Raw genomic sequence first — 3669 nt, 5'->3', positions numbered from 1 at the left:
TTACACCGCTTTATCAAATTTCTCAACTGTTTTCTCAAGAAATTTGGAGGTTTTTATGAAAGTTTGTGCTGTTATTACAGAGTATAATCCATTTCACGCCGGACATCTGTTCCAAATCCGGGAAATTTTGCGCCGGATGCCGGATTGCTGCATGATTTCCATCATGAGTGGCTGTTTTGTCCAGCGCGGCGAACCGGCGCTGTGGGACAAATATTTCCGTGCTTCCTGCGCCATTCGCGCAGGCGGACCGGATCTTGTCTTAGAACTTCCGCTCTCTGCCGCGCTCTCTTCGGCAGAAGGGTTTGCCGAGGGCGGTGTTCGTCTGGCGGCATCTCTTGGCTGCGTGACGCATCTCTCGTTTGGCTGCGAGAGCGGAACCGAGCAGACACTCATGCAGCTGGCGCAATGGATGGATGAGCCTATCTTTGCGCAGACCTTGCGAGAGCATCTCACCAGCGGCATCAGCTATGCGCAAGCCGCCCAGCAGACCGCACAGACGCTGTGTCCGGAGCTGGCGCCTCTGCTCGCGTCTCCCAATGATTTGCTCGCCGTGCAGTATTGTCGTGCCATTCGCAAGTATTGTCCGCATATCCAGCCGATTGCGATTCGCCGCATCGGTGCAGCGCACGATGGCACGCCGATAGATCATATTCCCTCTGCCAGCTACATTCGCTCTCAGTTTCATGCCGGAACGACACAAACTGCCCTACAGCTTCTCCCGCTGGAATATCGAGAGCAGGCTGTGACGGCACGCCGCCGCAGCTGGCAGGATCTTGAACCGGCTGTTCTGCCGTATTTACGCCGCCTGACACCAGAGGACATTGCCCAGTTGCCCAGTGTGTCCGAAGGACTGGAACACCGATTCTACGCCGCCTGTCAGGCGTCTCAGAGCTTAGCAGAGTTATGGGAACGCACGCGTTCTCGTCGGCATCTGCTCAGTCGTGTGCGCCGCTTGACGCTATGCGCCTATCTCGGTTTGACGCAAGACATCGCATCTGCACCGCTCGAATCCATTACAGTTCTCGGCATGAACGCCCGTGGGCAGCAGGTATTAAAAGCGATGAAAAAAACATGTTGCCTCCCTGTCATTGTAAAGCCAACGCAGGCGCGAAAGCTGTCTGATTCTGCGCAAAGGCTCTGGAATTTTACCGTCCTCGCCGACGATCTGTATTATTTTCCCTCTCCTGCTGGGCAAGACTGGAAGCAGACGCCATACATTGAAAAGCAGGCATAACTGCTGCAAATATCTTCGTCAGACAGCGCCCGCGTTATACACCCTGACGAAATTCAAGAAATTTCAAAAAAGCACTTATATTCTCTGTAATCTTATGCTATAATAAGTACAATTAATGGTAGTCGCAGTGAGCTAAACGAGACGAAAGTTTCCCGTTTAGCTCTTTTTTATTGCGAAAACATCAAAATATGATTTGATTGGAGAAATGAACAAATGCCGCAAAACAAATTTCAAGACGCTATCTTCACCATCCTCATGGCAGGCTGCATGGTATATGGCATGATCTGCTACAACGTCGCGCTCAACATGGGCGGCGTAACCGGCGCAACCTTCGTTGCCGCTCTGCACGAGATGCCGATTATGTGGCCGATCGCTTTCATTCTGGAGTTCTTCATCATCGGCAAGATTGCACCGATGCTCGCGTTCAAGGTCATGCGCCCGACGGATCGCCCGCAGTTCATCACCTATGCGATTTCCTTCTGCATCTGCGCAATGATGTGCCCGATTATGAGCCTGATTGCAACGATTCTGTTTAAGGATAATCCGTCCTTCGCAACCTTTATCCAGACGTGGGGCATGAACCTTCCGGCGGCCTTCCTGTGGCAGTTCTGCTACTGCGGCCCGTTCGTCCGTCTGGTGTTCCGCACCATCTTCCGCAAGCAGCTCGCAAACGTTGGTGCACCGGCAAGCGCTCCGGCAGAATAAAATCTATATGAATAACAAAATCCTTCTAACCACTTGGCGTTAGAAGGATTTTGTTTATTGCGTATCTGCATAAAAGCGTTCATCATAGATAAGAATGTCATCCAAATTCGTAATCATAGATATTCTATCTACTTTAGAGATAATAAATCGTTTTTGATAAAAAATATCGGCATATTCTAACACTTTATGCATTTGAGCCGTATCAATAAGTGCACCAAATATTGCAGATGCAACCGGAACTACTTTTTGAGTATTTTTTAAAGTCAATTTACGTCCAATTTGCTCAAAAACATCTTTAAATATGCTATTTTCCAATCCATTTTTACCCGCATTTTCAAGTGCTTTCTGTGCAGATTTATGCGCTAACGCCCTCATCTGAGTAAGTAATAGTGGAATTCCTCCTTTAGTGGCCATATCTATCCATGTTTTCTTTGAAGTCTGATTGATAATCGACGCCTGTGTCATAACCATTATTTTACTGATTATTCCACTCATTTCATTATTCACATCATCTTTAGCTGGGTCTAATGCATTTTTAAAAACTTCACCAGCAATTATCATTTCTTCAGCGTCATTTTTTGCATCAAATCCATAGTACATTGCAATAGATTCCACTGCCCGAAAATACAATAGTGTACTCAACACTAGATTAAATGGCAATCCCCAAAATCCACCTGCACCAGTAGCTCCACCTTCAACAAAAGCCAGTATACGATTTTTGTTCTTTGAGCTATTCACAGCTCTTGAAATTTCATAACTGCGTGCAAGACATACTTCATCAAATCCAGTGATTGTGTTCGATTTCGACAATCTGTCAATATCTTGAAGAATATTATGCTCACTAATTGTATACTTAGCCGCTTGTTCTTCAACAATTTTAAATCCTTTAGCAATCAACTCCATAGCCTGTCGATACAATTCTTGTTCGGAAATATTATCAGTTAAAGTTTGCCCCCATTGCTTTATTTGTTTTGGCACAACGTTCCCAATCTTATTTCCTAATTTAGAAATCGTGCTGGGTTGAATCATCGCTTCATATCGTTTCGTTAAAACTTCTAACAGTTCTACTTCTTTCCTATCAACAACAGGAGTAGGTAACGTATACTTCTTATCATCCATATTCATCCCACCTTTATTGTGTCTTTGAATCAATAATAGCATATAATTTGATCTCCGTCAATTTTAAAAGGCATCTAAGTATTTCTACCTAGATGCCTTATTTTTATGCTTTTTTCGTAGTCAGACAGAAATCTTATCTCTCGTACTCGAATTCCATCTCGCCGATAACAACCGGATCGCCGTCCTTGATGCCCATTTCTTCGAGCTTATCAAAGACGCCCGCGCTGCGCAGACGGCGGTCAAGATACTGACGAGACTCATAATCGTCAAAGTTGATGGATGCGAACAGACGGTCAATCCACTCGCCTTCTACGATATAGTACTCGTTCATGCGGCGATACGTGATAGATTCCTCTGTAACCGGCTTATCCACCGGCTCCGGCACGAACTCCGGCTCATAGACGAGTACCGGCGGCAGTTCTTCCAATGCGTGCCATGTCATATTCATCAGTTCGCGCACGCCCTGATTGGTCGCCGCAGACATTTCTGCATAAGCAAAACCATGATCTTCTGCCCACTGGCGAATTTCATCCAGCTTAGAATGATCGTCATCGTAGAACAAGTCGATTTTATTGGCAACAACAATCTGCGGACGATGTTCCAAATCCATA

4 protein-coding genes are annotated in these 3669 nt (G+C 46.1%); 2 read left to right on the top strand and 2 right to left on the bottom strand.

Annotation, left to right across the window (positions count from 1 at the left end; genetic code table 11):
• Positions 1-55: 55 nt before the first annotated feature.
• Both ACR0P9_RS09030 and ACR0P9_RS09025 read left to right on the top strand, forming a co-directional pair.
• Complete coding sequence (locus tag ACR0P9_RS09030; RefSeq protein ID WP_432619375.1) at positions 56-1234, top strand: tRNA(Met) cytidine acetate ligase; 1179 nt, start codon at positions 56-58, stop codon at positions 1232-1234.
• A 213-nt stretch (positions 1235-1447) separates the two neighbouring features.
• Positions 1448-1939: a DUF2798 domain-containing protein gene (locus tag ACR0P9_RS09025; RefSeq protein WP_432619373.1), complete on the top strand. Its 492-nt coding sequence runs from the start codon at positions 1448-1450 to the stop codon at positions 1937-1939.
• Positions 1940-1993: 54 nt separating this feature from the next.
• On the opposite strand, the gene ACR0P9_RS09020 is transcribed toward ACR0P9_RS09025, so the two are convergent.
• Positions 1994-3058 (bottom strand): EcsC family protein, encoded by a 1065-nt coding sequence (locus tag ACR0P9_RS09020; RefSeq protein ID WP_432619371.1) that lies wholly within the window; start codon positions 3056-3058, stop codon positions 1994-1996.
• A gap of 133 nt (positions 3059-3191) precedes the next feature.
• On the bottom strand, positions 3192-3669 hold a 478-nt coding region (cgtA, locus tag ACR0P9_RS09015), incomplete at its 5' end, for an Obg family GTPase CgtA (protein WP_432619369.1).

The organism is Butyricicoccus sp. (assembly GCF_050872565.1).
In the GTDB taxonomy this organism is placed as follows: domain Bacteria; phylum Bacillota; class Clostridia; order Oscillospirales; family Butyricicoccaceae; genus Butyricicoccus_A.
Note: the sequence above shows the minus strand (reverse complement) of the source record. Positions and strands in the feature narration are given on the sequence as shown.